General features: G+C 68.6%; 16 protein-coding genes. 10 read left to right on the top strand and 6 right to left on the bottom strand.

All coding sequences use genetic code 11. The features are described 5' to 3' along the window. Positions 1-32: 32 nt before the first annotated feature. Entirely contained in the window at positions 33-1181 is a 1149-nt protein-coding gene (locus G7043_RS20650) for an exonuclease domain-containing protein (protein ID WP_166047708.1), read from the top strand. A 58-nt stretch (positions 1182-1239) separates the two neighbouring features. On the opposite strand, the gene G7043_RS20645 is transcribed toward G7043_RS20650, so the two are convergent. The 3 genes from G7043_RS20645 to G7043_RS20635 are packed head-to-tail and all read right to left on the bottom strand — an operon-like array spanning position 1240 to position 7476. After that, on the bottom strand, positions 1240-5019 hold the full coding sequence (locus tag G7043_RS20645) for a TIGR02680 family protein (RefSeq protein WP_166047706.1): 3780 nt from the start codon (positions 5017-5019) through the stop codon (positions 1240-1242). Further along, positions 5012-6091: a TIGR02678 family protein gene (locus tag G7043_RS20640; RefSeq protein ID WP_166047704.1), complete on the bottom strand. Its 1080-nt coding sequence runs from the start codon at positions 6089-6091 to the stop codon at positions 5012-5014. The genes G7043_RS20645 and G7043_RS20640 overlap by 8 nt, the downstream gene beginning before the upstream one ends. Beyond that, positions 6088-7476 (bottom strand): TIGR02677 family protein, encoded by a 1389-nt coding sequence (locus G7043_RS20635; RefSeq protein ID WP_313887989.1) that lies wholly within the window; start codon positions 7474-7476, stop codon positions 6088-6090. Before G7043_RS20635 ends, G7043_RS20640 begins: the two co-directional genes overlap by 4 nt. Positions 7477-7671: 195 nt before the next feature. Between G7043_RS20635 and G7043_RS20630 the strand changes: the two genes are divergently transcribed. From G7043_RS20630 to G7043_RS20600, 7 genes are all read left to right on the top strand, one after another. Then, positions 7672-8997, top strand: a complete 1326-nt coding sequence (locus G7043_RS20630; RefSeq protein WP_166047701.1) for a deoxyguanosinetriphosphate triphosphohydrolase family protein — start codon at positions 7672-7674, stop codon at positions 8995-8997. A gap of 58 nt (positions 8998-9055) precedes the next feature. Then, positions 9056-9556, top strand: a complete 501-nt coding sequence (locus G7043_RS20625) for a hypothetical protein (RefSeq protein WP_166047699.1) — start codon at positions 9056-9058, stop codon at positions 9554-9556. 84 nt (positions 9557-9640) lie between these two features. Continuing rightward, entirely contained in the window at positions 9641-10252 is a 612-nt protein-coding gene (locus tag G7043_RS20620) for a hypothetical protein (RefSeq protein ID WP_166047697.1), read from the top strand. Between the two features lie 116 nt (positions 10253-10368). Beyond that, entirely contained in the window at positions 10369-11688 is a 1320-nt protein-coding gene (locus G7043_RS20615; RefSeq protein WP_166047695.1) for a purine-cytosine permease family protein, read from the top strand. 15 nt (positions 11689-11703) lie between these two features. Continuing rightward, entirely contained in the window at positions 11704-13254 is a 1551-nt protein-coding gene (locus G7043_RS20610) for a hydantoinase/oxoprolinase family protein (RefSeq protein WP_166047693.1), read from the top strand. 10 nt (positions 13255-13264) lie between these two features. Next, positions 13265-14326, top strand: a complete 1062-nt coding sequence (locus G7043_RS20605; protein WP_166047691.1) for a DUF917 domain-containing protein — start codon at positions 13265-13267, stop codon at positions 14324-14326. Further along, positions 14323-15858, top strand: a complete 1536-nt coding sequence (locus tag G7043_RS20600; protein WP_166047689.1) for a helix-turn-helix domain-containing protein — start codon at positions 14323-14325, stop codon at positions 15856-15858. The genes G7043_RS20605 and G7043_RS20600 overlap by 4 nt, the downstream gene beginning before the upstream one ends. On the opposite strand, the gene G7043_RS20595 is transcribed toward G7043_RS20600, so the two are convergent. From G7043_RS20595 to G7043_RS49425, 3 genes are all read right to left on the bottom strand, one after another. Next, complete coding sequence (locus G7043_RS20595) at positions 15859-16656, bottom strand: sensor histidine kinase (RefSeq protein ID WP_166047687.1); 798 nt, start codon at positions 16654-16656, stop codon at positions 15859-15861. A gap of 128 nt (positions 16657-16784) precedes the next feature. After that, positions 16785-17498, bottom strand: coding sequence for a class I SAM-dependent methyltransferase (locus G7043_RS20590; protein WP_166047685.1), 714 nt, complete (start codon positions 17496-17498; stop codon positions 16785-16787). Positions 17499-17533: 35 nt separating this feature from the next. Then, positions 17534-17665, bottom strand: a complete 132-nt coding sequence (locus G7043_RS49425; protein ID WP_278185802.1) for a hypothetical protein — start codon at positions 17663-17665, stop codon at positions 17534-17536. 142 nt (positions 17666-17807) lie between these two features. Here G7043_RS49425 and G7043_RS20585 point away from each other — a divergent pair, with 142 nt between their 5' ends. Beyond that, positions 17808-19394 (top strand): ABC-F family ATP-binding cassette domain-containing protein, encoded by a 1587-nt coding sequence (locus G7043_RS20585; protein WP_166047683.1) that lies wholly within the window; start codon positions 17808-17810, stop codon positions 19392-19394. Then, entirely contained in the window at positions 19379-20971 is a 1593-nt protein-coding gene (locus G7043_RS20580) for an ABC-F family ATP-binding cassette domain-containing protein (RefSeq protein ID WP_166047681.1), read from the top strand. Before G7043_RS20585 ends, G7043_RS20580 begins: the two co-directional genes overlap by 16 nt. Positions 20972-21011 lie beyond the last annotated feature (40 nt).

Here is a 21011-nt window from a genome sequence, read left to right as displayed (position 1 = left end):
CGGAAGGCACGGGTCCGAACGACACCCCCGGCATGGGCAACGGGTACGCGGTCGTCGACGTTGAAACCACCGGGCTCTCACCCGGTCACCACCACCGGGTGATCGAGGTCGCCGTCGTGCACGTCGACGAGTCCGGCCGCCGCACCGACGAGTGGTGCACGCTGGTCAACCCGCGCCGTGACCTCGGCGCCCAGCACGTGCACGGCATCAGCGCCGCCGACGCCCGCCGCGCCCCGGACTTCGCCGGGATCGCCGGTGAGCTGGCCGCACGACTCTGCGGACGCGTGCTCGTCGCGCACAACCTGTCGTTCGACCTGCGGTTCCTGAGCGCTGAGTTCGCTCGGCTCGGGCACGAGTTCGCTGCCTCGGGGCTGTGCACGATGGAGCTGGCCGGGCGGTTCCTCGGTGCGTCGTCACGTTCGCTCGCCGCGTGCTGCTCCGCGGCTGGTGTGTCGATGGGAACCGCACACTCCGCATTGCACGACGCACGGGCGTGTGCGGGACTGCTGATGCGCTGCCTGGAACGTGTTGGCGACGTTTCACCCGTGCGGCTTGAAGTGCCGCGGTCCAGTGCTTTTGCCGTGCAACGCAGTCAGGGCCATTCCGTCGAGCAGCACTTTCTCTCCAAACTCGTGCGGCTGCTACCGCGTGTGGAGACGCCGGGCGGTGACGAGTACCTCGACGTGCTGGACCGGGCGTTGGTCGATCGGCACCTTTCGGTGGACGAGCAGGAAGAACTGCTCGACGTGGCCTGCGCGCTCGGCCTGGGGCTGCCCGAGGTGATGGGGCTGCACCGCGGCTATCTCGCCGCGCTGGCCGAGGCGGCCTGGGAGGACGGGGTGGTGTCCGCCGACGAGCAGGCCGACCTGCGGCTGGTCGCGTCGCTGCTCGGGGTGGACGTGAGCGACGTGCTGAGGCGGCGCTCGGTCCGGCTCTCGCTGGGAGATCTCGTCGTGTTCACCGGTGAGATGCGCGAACCGCGTGACGTGTGGGAGAGCAGGGCGTTGTCGGCCGGGCTCGAGGTGAAGGGCGGGGTCACGAAGAAGACCGCGCTGGTGATCGCGGCGGACCCGGACTCGATGTCGGGGAAGGCGGACAAGGCTCGCACCTACGGCATTCCGATCGTGTCCGAGGATCTGTTCGCGGGCATGCTCGGGGAGCTCACGGGAGGGCATGCGTGAGCGACGGTTGATCCAGGAGCAGCACACGACGGTCAGCAACGGGAGCTTTTGGCGTTGTTCAGTCATCGGCCGTGAGGCTGTGACCGTCCCAGGTGAAGCGGACCGTCGTCACGGCGTCGTCGCCGTCGGTGCCGGTGGTGAGCTGGTGGATGGCGATGCCGGTCAGCTCCCGGTAGTCGCACCACTCGTGGTCCGACGTGAGCACCAGGTCCAGGTCGAAGTTGACCAGCAGCTCCAGCAGTTGGCCGCGGTTCGTGGCGTCGACACCCACGAAGACCTCGTCCAGCAGGATCAGGCGGGGTGCGGTCGGGGTCGCGTGGTAGTGGGCGGCGGCCGCGGCGAACAGCGGCAGGTGCAGCACGATGGCCTTTTCACCGCCGGACAGGGCTCCGTGGACGCGCTTGGTCACGGGGCCCCAGCCGTCGCCGCGGTCCACCTTTACGACGAACTGGTGCCACGTCGTGTAGTCGAGGACCTGCGCGAGTTGTTGTTCCCAGCCCGTTGCGGTGTCGTGTGCGCGTGCCTCTTCCACGCGCTCGCGGAAGAACTGGTGCAGCAACGCGCGTTCTGACGCGTCGAGGTCCGAACGCAGCAGGAGGTCACGGGCTTCACGGGTACCTGGTGGCAGTTGTGGATCCACCTGCCAGTCGAGTTGCACGCGGATGCCGGACGCGGTCTGGACGCGTGCCAGATGTTGGTTCATGGTGTCGACGAGGTCGGCGGCGCCCTGTATGCGCTGGGCGATGTGCCTGCGGGTGTCGCCGGTGAGGGTCTGGTCGAAGAGGTCGCGTTCGACGTCGGTGATGTGGGTGCGCACGCGGTCGCGCTCGGCCTTCAACGTCCCCAACAGCGCGTGCGCGCCCATCCGTACGCCGTCGAGGGTTGCGCTCAGGACCGTGACGTCGTCGTCGGGGTCTAGAGAGAGGTCGATGCGTCCGGCGAGTTTCTGTTGGGCCTCGTGCACGGCCATGCCCAGGCGGGACTCGGAGTCGCGGATCAGCCGCGGATCCACCACGCCTTCCGGCACGCCGCCCGCGTCGGCGGGCAGGTGTCCGCTGGTCAGGTGGCGGTAGCGCGCTTCGGCCGCCTCGTGGGCAGCGGTGGCTTCCGCAGCCCGTGCGGTGTCGACCTTCCGCTTCTCCTCCAACGTGCCGAGGAGGCGGGCCAGCGAGGTTTGCTTGTCCTGCAGCAGTTCGCGTTCTTCAGCCAGAGCGAGTGCCTTGGTGCGCAACGTGATCAACTGTTGGTCGAGCGCGTGGAACTCGGAGCCCGCAGAACGTTCAACGGTGTCGAGAGTGATGGCGAGGTCCGCAGCCTCCTGCTGGCGGGCGCCTGCGGCCTCTTCGGCCTCGTCCGCGAGCGAGCTGCTCAGGGAGGCTCGGGTCAGGGCGTCGTGCGATGTCGCCTCGGTCGTGAGGGCGTCGTGGCGGTCGTCCAGCCAGCGGTGGCCCGCGGTGCCGAACGCCGACACCGCGTCCATGTCCGTGATGTCGGTGCCGATGCCGTGAAGGGTCTCCGCCACGGTCAGCTCGGCGTCCGACAACCGCCGGGTCGCGGCAGCCACGGCGTCTTTCCTTGCCGCACAACGCAACTGTGCCTTCGTGCGCTGGTCCTCGGCGATCTCGATCGGATCGGTTGACGGTTGCCTGGCCAGCTCGCCGGCCAGGGTCGCGCGGCGCACGGCGATCTGGTTCAGCGCGGCGTCCACACCGGACAGATCGGTCGCGAGCTGTTCGATCAGGCCGGTGAGCTCGGCGATTCGGCCCGCTCGTGCACGTTTGCGCGAATCCGCGCCAATGTAAGTGGGGAACGGTTTGGCCCAACGGCCGTGCGCGTTGCCCAGGCGCCACGTTCCGTCGGCGCCGATGGCGGCGATGTGCCGGGGAGCCGTCTCGCCGAACGCGATGCTTTCCAGGAAGTGGTAGCAGCGTTCGTCGTCGGTGACCAGCACTTCCAGCAGCGTGAGGCCGTTCGCGGGGCCGGCGAGCAGGGGTTCGGCGAAACGGTCGTGGTCGGAGAGGCCGAACGAGTTGTCCGGCGTGAGCCACGCGTCCAGCAGACCCGACGCCTCCAGGGCTGCTTCGACTGCGGCGCACACGGCCGGTGGCGTGTCGGGACGGAAGTTGACCAAACGCCACAGCGGCGCGCCCGTGGCCGTGGTGCGGTACGCGGCGTCGCGTGTGTACGGCGCGGGTGGTGGTACGTCGACCTGGTTGGCGAGCTTCTCGCGGATGGAGTTGTACTGCGCGAGTTGGCCGTTCAACGCCGTACGCGTCTCGTGCAGACGCGCCTCGATGCCGCTGAATTCCTCGCGGGCCATAGCGGCGGCTTCCGCGACCTCGCCGTGCTCGGAAACACGCAGCTCAAAGCAGCCGCGCGCCCACGTGTCGAAGTCCGCGCCGAACTTCGCGAACGCCTGTTCGAACGCTCGTTGGGCCGATGCCTCAGCGTCCGTTGCCAGGTCGAGTTCCTCGTGGGTTTCCTCAAGCCGTTGGCGTGCGGCATCCCGTGCGTCAACGGCCCTCTCGTGTGCCGCAACGGCACGCATGATGGCGCTGATCTCGGTGGTGCGGGAGTCCACGGCGGCGGAGAGCAGTTGACGGCCCGCCCGTGCGTCGGTGCCCGCTTCGATCTCTTCGAACACCGACGGCATGCCCGCGAGTTCGGCGGCTTCCCTGGCGATCGTCGCCGAACGCCGCACCTCGTCGGCGCGGGCGGCCGCGTCGGACTTGGCCTGCGCGGCCAGCTCCTCGTCGGCGACCGCGCGTGCACGGAGCTTCACGGCGTGGGAAGCCGCTTCCGCGGCTCGGAGGTTCGCGGCGGAAAGCTGCTGCCGCAACAGGTCGAGCTGCTTGCCCTCCTGATAGGCGGGCAGGTCGGAGATGCCGGCGATCTCGGCGTCGACCGCGCTCGCCTCGCGCCCCAGCGCCGCGAGCTGCTCGAAGGCCTCGTCGGTCAGCGTGATCTGGCGTTCGTACCGGCGTTCGCTCATGCGGGCCGCACGCGTCGTGTCTTCGAGATGTTCGGTAGCGGACTCCAACGTCTGTGCCGCCGCACCGAGCACACGTTGTGCATAGGTGCGTTGGACGTCCGCGAGCCGTTCGGCGGTGGTGATGTCCTCGTCGAGGCGCCGCAGCTCCTCGCGTTGCCGGTCGAGCCGCTCGAAGCCCTCGGCGATCTCGGTGAGATCGGACTGGTCCAGCGGCGGAAGTGCCTTGGACAGCAACGAGGACAGCACACTCGGGTCGAGGCGTTCGGACAGCTTCGGCGTGCGCAGCTGCAGCAGTGCGGTGATCAGTGAGTCGTACCGTTGCTCGCTCACGCCGGGGAACAACGTCGTCCGCACCGTGTGGCGGTAATCGGTCGGTGAGGCGTGCACTACGCCGTGTTCGCCAATCGCCGCAACGAGATCCGTCTTGGTCAACGGCCGTCCGGCCTCGTTCACCAGCGCCAGATCGCCGACCCGCAACGACGTGGTGAAGTAGGTGGCCATGACGTTGGACGTGTTCGTGGTGGCCTGCAGCCGCGCACCGCACGTGAACCACTGCTCGCCGTGCTGGAACTCCAGCCACACGTACCCCACGCGCGTGCTGCCCTGGTTGCCCTCGCCCATGAGGTTCCAGTGCATGGTGCGGTCCGCGCTGCCGAACGTCGACAGGCGGTGCGGTCGCAGGTTCGCGTCGAAGAGGTACGGCAGCAGCAGTTCGAGCGCCTTCGACTTGCCCGTGCCGTTGGGGCCCCTGAGCAACAGCCGACCCTGGTAGAACGAGAAGATCTCGTCGTAGTAGCGCCAGACGTTGATGATCCCTGCGCGGCTGGGTTGCCACCGGTCAGTCATGCAGCTCCTCCACCGCGTACCTGGCTGCCGCGGGCAGCCTGCGAACGGTGCCGTTCTCCGTGCGCGCGAGCCCGAACGCCTCCAGCAGCGCGAGTCCGTCCGCCGCGAGCCTGCCCGCGCCGCCGTCCGACTGGTAGGCCTTGGCCCAGTTGCGGAACTTCGTCAGCAGCTCGCGTGTTTCCTCGACCAGGTCCTCTGTGGATGCCGGGCCTTGTGCCAACCGGTCGAGCAACAACAACGCGGCGACCTTCTCGTTGCTGTCGTCGTCCGGAAACCTCGTGTCCGTGGCGATCGCGTCGGCGTCGACCACGAGGTACCCCTCGGCGCGTTCTTCCAGCGTGCACCCGGCGAGCCCGACGCCCGTCTGAACGATCTTGCGACCGCTCGGCGACGTGAGGAACGCGAGCTGGCTCGCGGTCAGATCTTCCCGGTAGACCACCGGATCGTCGATGAGCCTGCGCATGGTGGAGTGCCGTTGCCACAGGCTGCGGTGCGCGTTCTCGTACCGCGACTCGCGAGTCAGGTCCTCGATGCTGTCCACGGTAGAAGGTGAGATCGGTGCGGCCAGCAGCCGGGTGATGAGCGTTGGATCGGCACGGAGCTGGGGTTCGTTGTGCTCGATGACGCCTTGTTCTTCGAGGAACCTCAACACGTCCGTATAAGCGTTCCGGTCGCTGCGGCGATTCGGGTCGAACGACGGGAGGCCGTCCAGTGCGATCGTCTGCCTGGTCTTCTCGGCCAGCGCGTCCGCGGTTGTTGTTGGTGTGGTGAGCAGTTCCGCGCACACGACACACAACAACACGTAACGCCGACGGTCGAGCGCGGGCCTCGTGCGGTCAGGCCGTTGCGTCGTTTTGAAGAGACGCGCGTATCCAGCGCGTGGTTCGACGAGCACACGCCAGCCCGTGTAGTAGTCGAACCACTTCACGATCGGTTCGCGGCGCCTTCTGATGAGGTCGAAGCCATCGGGGTCGTGCACGGCGGTCAGCAAAGGGCGGGCGAGCAGCATCCGCACACCGCGCGCCACCTCCTCACCCTCCAGCCGTGCGAGCTGGTTTCCGATTTTGCTCATCGGCTCTGCACGTCGATCACGTAGTCGGGCCCGCTCAACCGGCCCTTCTGGGTGGTGATGGTCGCCCAGCCGCGCGCGTTGCGCAGGTTGATCTGCATCCGCCCGTCACTGGTGCCCGCCGTGCGCGTACCGGTGCTGTCCGGATCGCTGCCCAGCGCCCGTCCGACCAGGTCGATCAGCCGGTGGAAGGTCGCGTGGTCGAGATTGGTGAGCGTGGAGATCCGGATCGCGCCGTCGGTCTGGATCTGCCCCCACGCGTGCTCGAGCTCTTCGCGTTCCTTCTGCGCCTGGATGCGCCGGTTCCGCCGGACCTCTTCGACGTTGCGGACCTTGCCGGTGCTGCCGATGTGCTCCTGCTTGCCCGTTTTGCGCAGCTGCGGCGACACCGGCACCGGCGGCGTGTTGTGCCACGGCTCGCCGCTCGGGATCAACTCCCCGTCGGCGTGCGCGAGGTGGGCGTGCCGCGCCGGCCACAACCCGAACGCGGCGTTGAACAGCTCGTGCGCCTCGTCCTCGGTCTTGGCCTCGGCGAACCACCGGGCAAGCGCCTTGAAGTCGGCCGAGGTGTTCGTCGGCTTCTTGCGCTCGCTGATCCGGTCGAGCACGCGCAACAGCTGGACGATCGCCCTTCTCGCCACGTCCTGCAACTCGTCGACGTTGTGGAACCAGGTCTTGAGACTGTCCCAGGCCGCCGTCCTGTGCTGGCTCCAGTTCTCGTCCTGGTACAGGTCAGCGCCGTTGCGCGCGCGTTCGTGGAGGGCGACGGGGTCGATACGGGCGATCTTGTCGCGGATCCCCTGCTTGCGCGCGTCCAAGTCGGCGATGAAGTCGCGCAGGTAGGTGATCGTGGTGCGCTTGACGTCCTGGAACGTGGCGAGATCGGCTCGCTCGTCCCGGAGCAGCCGCTGCAGATCGGCGTTGAACCGCGCGGTGTTGGTCTTGAGGGCGTCGAGGTGGCCTTCGAGCTCCATCAGCGCCGTGAACGTGCGGCGGTCGTCTTTTGCTTCGCTGAGTTCCTGGAGGCGGTCCGAGATCGCGTCGAGGACGGCGGTCTGCAGGGCGCCGCTGCTGGTCAGGGTGTTCAGCACGTGCTGGATGCCGGCGTGCGCGGCCTCGCCCAGCTTGGTGAGCCCGTAGCGGTGCTGCGACGCGTCGATGAGACCCCACTGCCGGAGGCTCGTCAGGGACGCGGTCAGCTCGTCGTCGGTCGTCTGGTTCTGCCAGCCGGCGTCCCTGAGCTTCTGGTGCAGGTCGTCGAGAGTGAGAGCGGTCTCCAGCCGTGCGTTCGCCACGCCGAATGCGTGCAGCACAGCGGTGTGCAGCTCCGCGTGCTCGGTGGTGGTGAAGCGGAACAGGTCCGCCGGCACCCGTGGGAACGTCGTCACGCCGCCCACCGTAGCTGGTGTATTTGTTGATCCGTTGACCATCTGGCGCAGACAGAGGGTAGTTCTTCCACACTCATGCGTTGCGCTGATCGGTTGAACAGGGCCGTAAGGGCTAACGCACAGTCAGAGGCGGGCGAACGTGACAGTACAGCTGAGCTCGGACCGCCGGAGAGGAGACGAACAAGGGGTGGACTGATGTCAGGAAACGGTGAAGCAGAACGCAGGCACCGAGACAACCAAGAACCGGACTACCGCGGGCCGTTCGAGCGCGACCGGGACCGCGTGCTCTACTCGTCGGCCTTCCGGAGGCTGGCTGGCGTCACGCAGGTCGCGGCGGTGAGTGAGCAGCGCGTGCTGCACAACCGCCTCACGCACAGTCTGAAGGTCGCGCAACTCGGGCGGAGGATCGCGCAGCACGTCGAGTTCGGTCAGCGAGACCTGGCCGGACGAATCGGCGTCAACCCTGATGTCGTGGAGACCGCCGGCCTCGCTCATGATCTAGGTCACCCGCCGTTCGGTCACATCGCCGAGTCGGTGCTGAACGACAAGGTGAAAGCGATCCCCGGTCTCGAAGGGTTCGAGGGGAACGCGCAGACCTTCCGCATCGTCACCAAGGTGGCCATCAGGCGCAAGAGTCATGTGGGTCTCGACCTGACGAGGTCGAGCTTGAGCGCGATTCTCAAGTACCCCCGCACGTGTGCCGACGGAGACGAAGGACGCCCCGAGCGCTGGACGGATCGCACGCGCGGCGACAAGTGGGGTGCCTACGCCAGCGAGATGGACGACTTCACCTGGGCACGCCGGGATCGCGAGCCGCACGTCAGGTGCCCCAACGCGGTGATCATGGACTGGGCCGACGACATCACCTACGCCACGCACGACATCGAGGACTACTTCCGGGCGGGCATGATCCCGTTGCACGACCTCGGGCGGGATCGGGCCGAGCTGATCAAGCAGGGCAAGAAGCGACGTGCCGGCCACCAGGGGTTCGACGAGCAGCTGTTCGAGCAGGCCATGGTCAAGGTGCTGGAACGGCTGAACGGGCAGGGACGCAGCCCCGAGTGGGAGACCAAGCAGAACCGGGCCTGGCTCAACGAGGTGACCACGACGCACATCACGGAGCTCGTCGACGCGGTTTACCTCGACGGAAATCCTGCCGTCGTCCGGATCCACGAGGACGCCCAGTACGCCGTGGAGGCGCTCAAGGAACTCACCTGGTTCTACGTGATCGACCGCCCCGGACTCGCCATGATGCAGGAAGGGCAGAAGCGGATCATCGGCAAGCTCTTCGACCAGTTGGTGGCCTGTCTGAAGAAGGATCCGCGCAGTCGGCGCGTACCGGTGATGTTGCGCGAGCTCTACGAGGACGTGGGACCAGAGAATCACGCCGACGAACAAGCGCGGTGCGCACGGGCGGTTGTCGACTACCTCTGCCTGCTCACCGAGGGGCAGGCCATCGATCTGCGGGAGCGGATGAACGGGACGACCCGCAACTCGATGTTCGGGGCGTGGTTCCACTAGGCCGACAGATCGTTCATGAGGTCGTCCAGCACGAGTCAGCGCCGCGCGGATCACCGCCGTGCTCAGCTCGATCGCGATCGCCGACGTCACACCATTGCGGGACGTGCCAACGGTTTCGGAGCGCGGTGAGTTCGCGCAGGGTGTGCAGATCGGTGCGCTGGTCGGCGAGTCGATGGATCTGGAGATCACCGAGTTGCTCGTCACCTCGCTGCTGGTCCAGGCGACCCGTGCGATGGTCGCTGAAGGCAGCCAGGCGACTCGAAGCGGAACGTCTCGCACCCGGTCGTTCCGGCAGTCCTTCCTGGTTTCGTACGCCACGCGCATTGGAGAACGGCTCGACGAGGCCGGCGCTCGGGCACATGATCCGGTGGAGGACGAGCGACTGCTTCCGGTGCTGGCCGAGCGGTCGAGGGTGGTCGAGGAGACGTTCGAGAACATGTTCAGCGATCTCGTCGAGCGATCGGCGACGGTCACCAATGGCGTCCGGTGGGATGCGGGTCGTGCGGCCGCCGACCGCGCGGACATCAACGTCGAACGCCAGGCGGTCTCGATGGGGTGATCCGCCAGGTGGCGTGGATCAAGGTCGAGGTTGTGTTGCGCCGTTCGGTCTAATCTGCCGCCCGTGCGGACGAGGCTGACCCCGATGCAGCAGGCGGTGGTGGATGCCGGGCGTCCGTTGCCGCAGCTCACTGATCCGCTCGAGGTCGAGTTGCAGGTCAGCGCGATTGTGGGGCCGTTCGCCGGCAACGAGGAGTTGTGGGAAGTCGTCGTGCGGCACCTGCGGGAGGTGCCGAGCCGGCGTAGTGCGGCGCTGCTCACCGCGCTGGCGCACCTGTTGCCGGGCAGGCCTGGGCAGTGGGCACGGGAGGCGGCCGGGCAGCAGCAGGAGCCGCCGTGGGACCTCAAGAATCTGACGTTCGGGGAGTGCTGGATCGGGGACCGGTCGATCGACGCGGGATATCTGGCGCTGCTGTGCAGTTATGCGTATGGCGATGTGCCGCACGCGATGGTTTTCATGATCGATGAAATCAGTGGGGGGCTCACGCGGCACGCGTTCTTGACGCGGCAGGTCGGTGAGGCGTTGGAGCGGCTCAAGCAGCAGGTGCGGTTGGAGTCGATCACGGCTGAGGCGGCGCATTGGCTGCTCAGCCGCAGTTACGACCGCTTTGAGCGGCGGCCTGGGCTCGGGTTCGGCTCGGATGTGCACCACACTCGGTTGGTTGCGCGCAGGCGGATCAAGCTTGCGATGAATTAGACAGCCTGTGCGAATCGCAACGTGATGATTCGTCCGACAGTGCACATTGTCTGTAGCTCGATCGTGGGGTGACGATTACTGTCCGTCTTGTCGATCACAGGGCGGAGGGACGAGAAGTGGCCGCTCTCGCAGGGTGTGATGACCAGGCCCTCAGTCGTGTCCCTGACCAGGCGCGGCACCCGTGGTTGTCGGTCGCGACCCAGCGCTTCGGGCAGACGTCCGCGCTGAGCCAGTTGTTGCTGGGCGCGACACTCGGGTTCGGCATGACGTTCTGGGACGCGTTCCTGGCGCTCACGATCGGGGCGGTGTTGCTCAACGTCGTCGCGGTGGCCGTGGGGGTCATCGGGCAGCGGGAGGGGCTGTCGACGGCGATCCTCACGCGGTGGACCGGGTTCGGGCACGCCGGGTCGGCGATGCTCGGGCTGATCATCGCGTTGTCCTGCACCGGGTGGTTCGGGGTGCAGACCGGGCTGGCGGGGGTGGCGCTCGCCGACGTCGCGGGGGTGTTGCCGGCTCCGGTGTGGTCGTTGATCTTCGGGATCGTGGTCACGGTCATCGCTGCCTACGGGGTGCGGTGGATGGCGTGGACGGCTTACGTGGCGGTGCCGGCGTTCCTGTTGTTGCTCGGGTGGCTGGTGCTGACCAGCGTCGACGACCTCGGGGCCACGCTCACCAGTGCGGCGCCGGGACCGGCGATCGGGATGATGACCGCGGTGACGCTGGTGGTCGGGAGTTTCATCGTCGGTGCGGCGATCGCGCCGGACATGACGCGGTTCAACCGTTCCGCCCGAGATGTCGCGAAACAGACGGTTTTGGGCATCACGGCCGGCGAGTACGTCATCGGCCTGGCCGGGGTGCTCATCGCGCACGGGCTGGGCACCACCGACATCATGGGGGTCATCAGCTCGTCGAGCGGGTGGATCGGCGCGCTGATCGTGGTCACCGCCGTGCTGAAGATCAACGACTGGAACCTCTACTCGGCGTCGCTCGGACTGGTGAACTTCTTCGACGCGGTCTTCGCGGTGCGGGCCAGCCGGGCGCAGGTGACCGTGGTGGTCGGGTGCGCGGGCAGTTTTCTCGCCGCGGCCGGGATCGTGCACCAGTTCAGCCACTTCCTGGTGCTGCTGGGCGTGGTGTTCCCGCCCGTCACCGGGATCATGATCGCCGAGTACTACGTGGTGCGGCGGTGGCGGAACGAGATCATCTCCACGCGGCCGCGGGTGCCGCGGTCGGCGCCGTCGTGGGTGCCGGCGACCGTGGTCATCTGGCCGGTCGCCGCGATCGCCGGTGAGCTGGTGCCGTTCGGACAGTCCAGTTTGAACTCGTTGGTGCTGGCGTTCGCGCTGTACGTCTCGGCTGGGCGACTGGACCTGCTGCGGATGAGGACGCGGAGGGCCACCAACCGTAAGGTGATCGGGGAGGCGTCGGCCGCCTGAGGGATGGTTTCGGTCATGCACATCGGTATCGACGTCGGCGGCACGAACACCGACGCCGTGCTCGTCGAGGGACGGCGGGTGCTGGCCGAGTGCAAGAGGACGACGACCGCCGACGTGACGACGGGGATCGTCGCGGCCGTCGGCGGGCTTCGGCAGCAGCTGGCGTTCAACCCGGCGGCGATCAGAGCGGTCATGATCGGCACGACGCACTTCGTCAACGCCGTGGTCGAGGGCAGAGGGCTTGCGCAGACGGCCGCGGTGCGGCTCGGACTTCCCGCCACCAAAGCACTTCCGCCGTTCGTCGACTGGCCGGAACGGCTGCGGCAGGTGATCGGCGGGCACGGGTACCTCTGCCACGGCGGCCACGAGTACGACGGCCGGGTCATCTCGCCGCTCGACGAGGACGAGTTGCGCGGCGTCGCCGCCGACATCGCCGCGAAGGGTGTGCGGTCGGTCGCCATCTCGTCGGTGTTCTCGTTGGTCAGCGACGACTTCGAACGGCGGGCCGCGGAGATCCTCACCGCCGAGGTGCCGGGCCTGTTCGTCAGCTTCTCGCACGAGATCGGGCGGCTCGGCCTGCTGGAGCGGGAGAACGCGACGATCATCAACGCCGCGCTGCGCGAGCTCGCCGAGCAGATCGCCGTCGGACTCACCGAGTCGCTGACGGCCCAAGGCATCGACGCTCCGCTCTACCTCAGTCAGAACGACGGCACGCTGATGGACTTGGAGTACGCGCGCTGTTACCCGGTCGCCACGTTCTCCTCCGGGCCGACGAACTCGATGCGCGGCGGTGCGTTTCTGTCCGGTTTGGACGATTGTGTCGTGATCGACGTCGGTGGCACCACGACCGACGTCGGCATGCTGCACCACGGTTTCCCGCGCGAGGCCTCGTCACAGGTGTTGGTCAGCGGGGTGCGCACGAACTTCCGGATGCCGGACGTGCTGTCGTTCGGACTCGGTGGCGGCAGCGTCGTGCGGCAACGGCCCAACGGTGTCGACGTGGGCCCGGACAGCGTCGGATTCCGCTTGTCCCAGCAGGCGTTGGTGTTCGGCGGCGACACGCTGACCGCCACGGACGTCGCGGTCGCGGCCGGTCTCGCGGACATCGGCGACAAGGCGCTGGTGCGGCACCTCGATCGCACGCTCGTCAGTTCGGTGCGCGACCACGTCAGCGACCGGATCGCCACCCAGATCGACCGGATGCGCACGAGCCCCGCGCCGTTGCCCGTCGTGCTGGTCGGGGGCGGCAGCGTGCTCGTGCCGGACGAGATCGAGGGCGTCAGCGACGTGATCAGGCCCGCGCACCACGCGTTCGCCAACGCCATCGGGGCCGCGATCGCGCAGGTCGGCGGCGAGGTCGACCGGGTGTTCGCGATGGCGCCGGAACGGCGGGACGAGGTGCTCGACGCGGCTCGTCAGGAGGCTGTGGACCGCGCGGTGGCGGCGGGAGCCAGGGCCGACAGCGTGCGGATCGTCGCCGTCGAGGAGATCCCGCTCGCGTACCTGCCGGGAAACGCGAGCCGGGTGCGGGCGCGTGCGGTGGGTGATCTGGTGCTGGACCACTAAAGTCCGGCCCATGCACCTGCTCCAGCCTGACGAGGTCGACCGGCTCGCATTGGGCGTGGTCATGCTCGGCAGCGGTGGAGGAGGCGGCGAGCACGAGACCCACGCCTTCGCCGCGATGCTCCGGCACGAAATGCGACAAAGTGGCCCTGTCGCAGTCCTTTCGCCCGAAGAGGCCGATCCGGACGGACACGGGGCACGCGTGGGGCTGATCGGCGCGCCGACCGTGATGATCGAGAAGCTGCCGTCGGGCCTGGAGGCCGAGGAGGCCCTGAAGGCGTTGCAGGCGCACGACTCCACGCCCGCGACGGCCGTCATCGGGTGGGAGGTCGGCGGCTGCAACGGACTGTTGCCGCTGATCCTGGCCGCGCGACTGGGGCTGCCGTACGTCGACGTGGACGGGATGGGGAGAGCGTTCCCACGGATCGACCAGACGACCTACGACGCGGCCGGACTGCCCACGACCCCGTTGGCCATCACCGAACCCGGCGGAAACCGGGCCGTGCTCGACGCGACCGGCATCGAGAAGCTCGCGCGCACCGTGATGGTGGACTTCGGCGGCTGGGCGATGATGGTGGCGAAGCCGTTGAAGCTCGCGGACGCGCTCAAAGCAGGCATAACGGGCTCACTCTCGCGAGCGCTGGAGCTCGGTGAGATCTGGTCGCACCAAACGGTTTCAGTCGACGAACGAGCCAAAGCTTCCGGCGGTTTCCTCGTCACGCGGGGAAAGGTCGTCGAGGTGTGGCGAGAGTCCGTCGGAGACTTTCCCAGGGGAACGGTGGCGCTGCGCCGCCTGGACACCGACGATGCGTATGTGCGCCTGGAGATGCAGGGCGAGTACCTCGTCGCGCTCGCCGACGGCGAACCGCTCGTGACGACGCCTGATCTGCTGTGCTGCCTCGACGCCGAGTCCGGTCGCCCGCTGACCACCGAACGCCTCACGTTCGGTGCGGTGGTCGACGTGGTAGCGCTCCCATCGCCAGCGCAGTGGGTGCGGCCGGAGATGCTCGGACGGGTCGACCCGCGGGCGTTCGGCTATGACCTCGACTACGTGCCGTTCCGGGACGTCAGATGATCGACGACGCCGACTCCCTGACCGTGCGCGACCTGCTGGAGATAGGGGTACTCGGCGACGCGAGCCTGCTGGCGGGCGAACGCGGCGTCGACACCGAGGTCGCGGACGTGCGGCTGGCGGCGGACATGAGCGCGGTCGAGGCGTGCTCGGCGGGCGACCTGGTGATCCTGACCGGGAACCAGCCGTACCTCGTCGAGGTGGCGCTGCGCCGGGCCTACAGCGCGGACGTGCGGGCCGTGGTGCTGGTGCGGCCGTCGACCGGCAGCCACCCACTTCCTTCCACCGCGACGATCTCGTTCGCGAACCGGCTCGGCGTGCCGCTCGTGCAGACCAGGGGCGACGACCCGCTGCTGGTGGCCGACGCGTTGCGCACGGCCGTCCGACGTCCCGAGGTCGCGGCGGCGAGGCTGCTGAACGCCGTCACCGCCCGGCTGGGTCGCAGCAGGCCGGATCCGCGGTCGGTCATCACGATCCTGTCCGGCGAGCTGCACGTGACGTGCGCGGTGATCAGCGCGGACGGCACCGCGATCGAGGGCGTGTCCCCGCCCGGCCTGCCGCCGGACCTGCTGATCGGCTCGGTCGCCACCACCGTCGAGATGACCGAGGGGTTCGCCGTCGCCGTGCCGGTGGAGACCGACCGGACCGGGCACGTGCACCTGTGGCTGGTCTCGCACGCCCGCGGCCGCAACAAGCGCTGGGCCGAGACCGTCATGCAGATCAGCCAGGTCGCGTCCTGGGCGCTGGGCAACTGGGTCGCCGCGGAACGCCTCGAGACCGAACGCCGCGCCCGTTCCCGCGCGTCGCTGTTGTCCGAGCTGCTCGCGTCCGGCGACGACGTGCCGCCGCAGCTGGTGCAGCAGGCCGTGCTCGCCGGGTGGCGGCTCGACGGCTGGCACACGGGCGTCTACGCGATGCCGAGCCAGCCGGCGCCGAACATCCTCGACACCGCCACCACCGAACGGCTGCGCGTCGAGCTGTCCCGGCGCGGCCTGCACGGCCAGCTGGTCGAGGGCGCCGAGGGCTGGTCGTTCTGGCTCACCAACGACTCGGAACCGCCGCAGTCGCAGCACCGCGAGCTGACCAGGAAACTGGCCCAGGTGCTGGGAGATCGTCCCGTTGTCGCGGGCATCGGCCGGCCCCATCCCGGTGTCGCGGGTGTGGGACGGACGCTGGGCGAGGCACGGGAAGCCGCCGCGATGACCGGATCGGCGAAGGTCGTGCACATCGACGAACTGGGCGTGCGGCGGCTGCTGTCGATGGCCGCCGAGACCCCGGCGCTGGTCGAGCAGGCGATGCGGCTGCTCGAACCACTGGTGGGCGTGGAGGACGGGCAACTGCTGCGCACCCTGGCCGTGTACCTGGACGAGGAGTCGGTGACGTCCTCGGCTGCGGTGCGGCTGAAGGTGCACCGGAACACGGTGGCGCAGCGGATCAACCGGGTCGAGCAGCTGCTCGGGGTGAGCCTGCTGAACCCGGACGAGCGGCTCGCGGTGCACCTGGCGTGCCGGGCGGTGCGGGCGTCGGACGAGTGATCAGGTGGGGACGAACGCGGGCAGGACGGCGTCCACCTCGTAGCCGCCGTCGTCCGTCGGGCCCGCTGTGAGGGTGCCGCCGACCATCTCGACCCGGCCGCGCAGGCCCAGCAAACCCTTGCCGGAGCGGGGTTTTGCGGCTTCCGGCTTGGATGACGGCGCGGTGTTGCGGATGACCGCGCGAACGCTGCCCGGTCCACTGTGGATGGTGATCTCGGTCTGGGCGCCGGGCGCGTGCTGGTGCACGTTGGTCAGCGACTCCTGGACGACGCGGTACATCGTGCGGCGCACGGCCGGGGAGATGATGTCCGCGTCGCCGTGTTCGGTCAGGGTGATCTCCAGCCCGGTGGCGGCGGAGTCGGCGACCAGGCTGGAGAGCCGGTCGGGCAGGACGTCCGGGATGCGTGCGCTGCGGCCGTTGCGCAGCACCCCGACCAGGTCGCGCAGTTCGACCAACGCCTGGCAGCCCGCGACGCGCAGTTCCTCGGCGGCCTCGCGGCTTCCTTCGTCCTTGGCCGCCATCCGCATCGCGCCGGCGTGCAGCACCATCAGGTTCAGGCGGTGCGTGACGACGTCGTGCATCTCGGCGGCGAGCCTCGTGCGTTCGTCGGCACGGGCGCGCTCGGTCAGCAGTTCGCGTTCCAGCTCGGCACATTCGGCCGTCGCCCGAGCGAGGCTGCGCCACCACAGCGCGGCCGCCGAGACCAGGGCGAGGGCCAGCGTGGCCAGCGCGAACTCGCGCCAGGTGGCCGGTGCTGCCACGAGCAGCACCTGCACCAGGTCTCCGGCCCGTCTCACGCGCCTGACGATACTGCCGGATTTGTGCCTTGGATCACCTACGGGAGCAGGGGATGGACCCTACTTTCGCAGGTGGCGGGCCCGCCGGTTTCCGCCTGCCGGACACCGGCGTCCGGTCGCCGCGACGATCAGCGTGACGCTTGTCCTGTGTGGAGTGTCCCGGCCCGGCGGAAGAGCGCCGTCCACAGGAAGGACTTCCCGAACGTCGCGGAGCCCTCCGGCTGGTCGATCATCCGGCGCAGCTCGACCTCGGTCAGGTCCTGGAAGATCCACCGCAGGTCGTCGGGCTCGTACCCGACGCCGCCGGCCAGGCCGGACTGCCGGTAGAGCTCGGTGTCCGGCGTGGCGGTGCCCTCGTCGGCGGTGAAGCAGGTCAGCGCGAAGTGGCCGCCGGGCTTGAGAGCGCGGTCGAGCAACGCGAGGTAGCTGATCCGGCGGTGCGGCGGCAGGTGGTGGAAGCAGCCGGAGTCGTAGATCAGGTCGTACGAGCCCTCGGTCGCGAACGCGTCACCGTGGCGGAACCGGATGCCGAGCCCCTCGGCCCGTTCCGCGGCCCACGCGACGGCGGTGGCCGAGATGTCCACGGCGTCGACCTGGAACCCGTGGCGCGCCAGGAAGATCGCGTTGCGGCCCGGCCCGCAACCGACGTCGAGCGCCCGGCCCGGCCGGATCACGCCGCGTTCGAGGTAGCCGGCCAGGTTCTCGTCCGGCTTGGCCACGAAGAACGGGACCTCGCGATCCCGATCCTCGTAGAAGCCGTCCCACCAGTCGCCGGCCTGAGCCGGGAGGAACCCGTCGAGCAGAGCGAGGACGTCGTCGACCGTCCTGATGTGCCGATGCAACCAAAACCCCCAGGTAGATCGGCCTTCAGTCTATCTCAGAGGCCACCCTCGCTGAGGCGTTTGCGGTAGCCGCGAGCACCTTCGGAGCCGACGTTCTCGTGGAAGTCGATGCCGCCCGGATTGGTCTGCACGTGGTAGTACGTGGCGCCCCAGAGGCTCCCGGCCACCGAGTCGTCGAAGTGCAGGTGTGCGGTTGCGCTCTCGTACAGTGTATGGCAACATCGTTCACGTGATCTACTGACTCCACTTCCGGCACGCGTGAGTGCTCCGCGTGCATCCGTTTCCGATTTCTTCGGCGGTGGGGGTCTTATGTCGAACATTCCTTTTTTGCATGCCCAGAATCTGGTCAAGTCCTACGGTGCACGCCGGGTGCTGGACGGCGTCTCGTTGTCTGCGTCGCCTGGTCAGCGCATCGGCCTGGTCGGGGAGAACGGGGTCGGCAAGTCCACGTTGCTGCGCTTGCTCGCGGGGGTGGAGGAGCCGGACGACGGTCGGCTGCAGCGGCCGGTGGACTGCGGATTCCTCTGGCAGGAACTGCCGTTCGCGTTTTCGGCGACCGTTCAGGACGTGCTGGACGACGCGTTGTCGGACATTCGCAGGGTGAAAGCGCGGCTCGACGAACTGGCCGGCGGGCTGGACGACGAGCAAGTGCTCCAGGAGTACGGCGATCTGCTCGACTGGGCGCAGGACCACGACCTGTGGGACGCGGATCGGCGCGCTGAGCTCGTGCTCGCCGGGCTCGGACTGTCCGGCGAGAACAGGGAGTTGGGGACGTTGTCCGGCGGGCAGCGGTCACGGCTCGGGCTGGCGGCGCTGCTGATCCGGCGACCCGCGGCGATGCTGCTCGACGAGCCGACCAACCACCTCGACGACGAGGCGGTCGGGTTCCTGGAGCGGTTCCTGGTCGCGCTGCCCGGCACGGTCGTCATCGCCTCGCACGACCGCGTGTTCCTGGACGAGGTGTGCACGGACGTAGTGGATCTCGACCCGGCCCGCGGCGGTGTGACCAGGTACGGCGGCGCCTACAGCGGCTACCTGGAGGCCAAGCGGCTGGAGCGGGTCCGGTGGGAACAGCAGTACCAGCAGGAACAGGACGAGTTGAAGGAGCTGAGGAACGCGGTCGACGTGACGGCACGGGCGGTGAACCACCACCGGCCCATGAAGGACGGCAACAAGATGTCGTACGACCGGCACGGCGGCCGGGTGCAGAAGCAGATCTCGCGGCGGGTGCGCAACGCGCAGCAGCGGCTGGACGAGCTGACCGGCACCCAGGTCCGCAAGCCGCCGGCGCCGCTCAGGTTCGCAGCACAGCTGACCTCGGCGGGGGACGAGCGGCTCGCGTTGCGGCTCAAGGACGTTCGGCTCGGCAACCGGCTGAACGTGGACGAGCTGCAAGTGTCCAGCTCGGAACGACTGATGATCACCGGCCCGAACGGCGCGGGGAAGTCGACGTTGCTCAAGGTGCTGGCCGGGCGCATCACACCGGACGTCGGCGTGGTGCACCAGGCAAGTGGCATCCGGGTCGGGTTGCTGGAGCAGGACGTGGTGTTCCCGGACCTGACGCGCACCGCTCGACAGCTGTATCAGGGCGAGATTTCCCTGCCGCAGCTGGGTTTGCTGGCGCGCAAGGACGTCGACAGGCCCGTCGGCGAGCTGTCGATCGGGCAACGGCGGCGGGTCGCGCTGGCGATGTTGATCGCGAACCCGCCGGAGGTGCTGCTGCTCGACGAACCGACGAACCACCTCTCGCTCAGCCTCGCGGAGGAGCTGGAGGACGCGCTGAAGTCGGCGCCGGGGGCCGTGGTCATCGCGTCACACGACCGTTGGCTGCGCAGGAACTGGGAGGGCCCGGAGCTCTCGCTGGTGGAGGGGAGGCCGCTTTGTCAGGTCAGCTGACGATCAGGAACGTGACCAGGAGCTTCGCCCATCGGCGGGTGCTCGACGACGTCTCGCTGACGGTCCGGCCGGGCGAGAAGGCCGGTGTGGTCGGGGAGAACGGTTCGGGCAAGTCGACGTTGTTGCGGCTGATGGCCCGGCAGGACGTGCCGGACGACGGCGAGGTCACCGTGTTCGCGGACGGTGTCGGGTACCTCGGGCAGGTGCTCGACCTTCCCGACGACGCGACCGTCGGTGACGCGATCGACGCGGCTCTCGTCGAGATCCGGTTGCTGGAGCAGCAGATCGCTCATGCCGCTGAACACGAGCTGCTCGACGAGCTCGGTGACCTGCTCACGGTGTTCGAGCTGCGCGACGGTTACTCGGCCGACGCACGGGTCGAGGCCGCGATGTCCGCGTTGGGGATCGCCGGTGTCGGACGGGAACGCCGGCTCGGCACGTTGTCCGGCGGGCAGCGGGCCCGGCTGGCGCTCGCCGGGGTGCTGTCGGCCGAACCGGAACTGCTGCTGCTCGACGAGCCCACCAACCACCTCGACGACCAGGCGCTGGCCTGGCTGGAGAACAGGTTGCGGGCACATCGCGGCACGCTGGTGGTGGTGACGCACGACCGGCTGCTGCTGGAGCGGGTGACCACGGTGATCATCGAGGTCGACGAGCGGAAGGTCTCCCGCTACGGCAACGGGTACGCGGGCTACGTCGCCGAGAAGAGGGCGGCGCGGCAGCGGTGGGAGCAGGCCTACGCGGAGTGGGTCGGCGAGATCGGCCACTGGACCGAGTGGGGCGGCACGACGGCGTACCGCGTCGCGCCGGGCCGTCCGATCCCGGACCACAACAAGTGCAAGTACAACGGTGACGGCCGCCGGGTGCAGGCGTCGATCCAGACGCGGGTGCGCAGCGCGTCCGAACGGCTGGAGCGGCTGCACGCCGACCCGGTGCCCAAGCCGCCGGAGCCGTTGCACCTCAACGCCCCGCTCGACGCGGCGGTGCGTGAGGGCGCGGTGCTCGAACTGAGGGAGGTCCGGGTTGATCAACGGTTGTGCGTCGACGAGCTGAGTGTCGAGGCAGGGCAACGGTTGTTGGTGACCGGCCCGAACGGCGTCGGCAAGTCGACGTTGCTCGACGTGCTGGCAGGTGTCCTGGAACCCGATCACGGCACGGTCGTCCGCAGCGGTGTGGTCGGTTATCTGCCACAGGAAACCGTTGTCGCACGGCCGAAGCAGACCGTGCTGGCGGCGTTCGGCGGGAGTGCCGAGCGGCTGGCGTCGCTGGGGCTGTTCCGCCCAGCCGACTTCGGCACGCCGGTCGGAGCGTTGTCGGTCGGGCAACGGCGAAGGCTCGCGTTGGCGCGGCTGCTGGTGTCGGAGCCGGACGTGCTGTTGCTCGACGAGCCGACGAACCACCTGTCGCTCGCGCTGGTGGAAGAGCTCGAAGCCGCGCTCGCGGACTATCCCGGCGCGGTCGTCGTGGCGTCGCACGACCGGTTGCTGAGGCAGCGGTGGCAGGGAGACCCTGTTGAGACGGTCGGCGGTACGTCCGTTCGGCTGACAGTCGTACCCAGATGGTCCGGATGTCGTTGACGATTACATGACCTGTGACAACGAAGTCCGGTCCCCGAAA

It is taken from the genome of Lentzea alba (assembly GCF_011067745.1).
Lineage (GTDB): Bacteria > Actinomycetota > Actinomycetes > Mycobacteriales > Pseudonocardiaceae > Lentzea > Lentzea alba.
The sequence above is the reverse complement of the archived record's forward strand: the minus strand, read 5'-3'. Positions and strand labels throughout refer to the sequence as shown.